Annotated in this window: 1 protein-coding gene; it reads right to left on the bottom strand. The window is 43.9% G+C overall.

Annotated features, from left to right (window positions below):
- A partial coding sequence (istA, locus tag DXA97_RS19820) for an IS21 family transposase (protein ID WP_118721465.1) occupies positions 1–677 on the bottom strand: 677 nt, incomplete at its 3' end.
- Between the last annotated feature and the right edge of the window lie 154 nt (positions 678–831).

Raw genomic sequence — 831 nt, 5'->3', positions numbered from 1 at the left:
CAGAACCGGACACGGAAATGGTAATGAGCACGAAAACGGGAAAAAAGTTCTGTTTCGTGAATCATATCACCGATCCTGCGTCCAACACCAGTAGCATTATCAAAGATCAGCAGTGGAGGTACGCCACCAATGAATTCAAAGATATCAAGCAGCCCCTGGCAGACACATTCAGCCGTTTCACCGCCGAATACCTGACTGTATCCATCATTGCTGTAAGGGAACGATACAGTAAGATATTTCTTTCTGACCAGTTTTCCGTTTTTATAGAAATCAGCTTCTCCAAAATCAACCTGGGCCGGGCCGGGATCCCATACCAGTTCAAGGTTTGCTTTTTCTGTCTGGACGGAACGGCATTTTTTCAGATAACGCTGGACAACGCTGTAGCTGCCTGTATATCCCTGTTCTTCAACCAGACGTTCATATATCCGCTGTGCAGTGTGATGCTGTTTACGCCAGTGCTTTTTATCCTCATCAAGCCACTCGTGGATAACAGGCTTAAACGGATCCAGCTTGGATGGCTGTTTCTGGACAACCGGAGGTACTGGTGAGAAGTCCTCCTGGGAAAGATATTTGCGGATTGTTTTAGGATCGGCACCAGTTTTCTTTGAAATTTCACTGATCCGGTATCCACAATTGCTTAAATCTTTGATATGATTGATCTGGGACATAGTGTACATCTTCCTTTTCTCCTTTGAATAGATTGGTCTCTACCCAAAGGATATCTGTATTGTGAAGGGGATACAATATGTCCCGCCTTTTTTGAGGAAAATCCCTTGCTGATTTCAGGGAATTCTGACGCTTTTTTCTGGTAATTTTAGTGTATCATAAACA

Source organism: Clostridium sp. OF09-36 (assembly GCF_003481985.1).
Lineage (GTDB): Bacteria > Bacillota > Clostridia > Lachnospirales > Lachnospiraceae > Brotaphodocola.
Note: the sequence above shows the minus strand (reverse complement) of the source record. Positions and strands in the feature narration are given on the sequence as shown.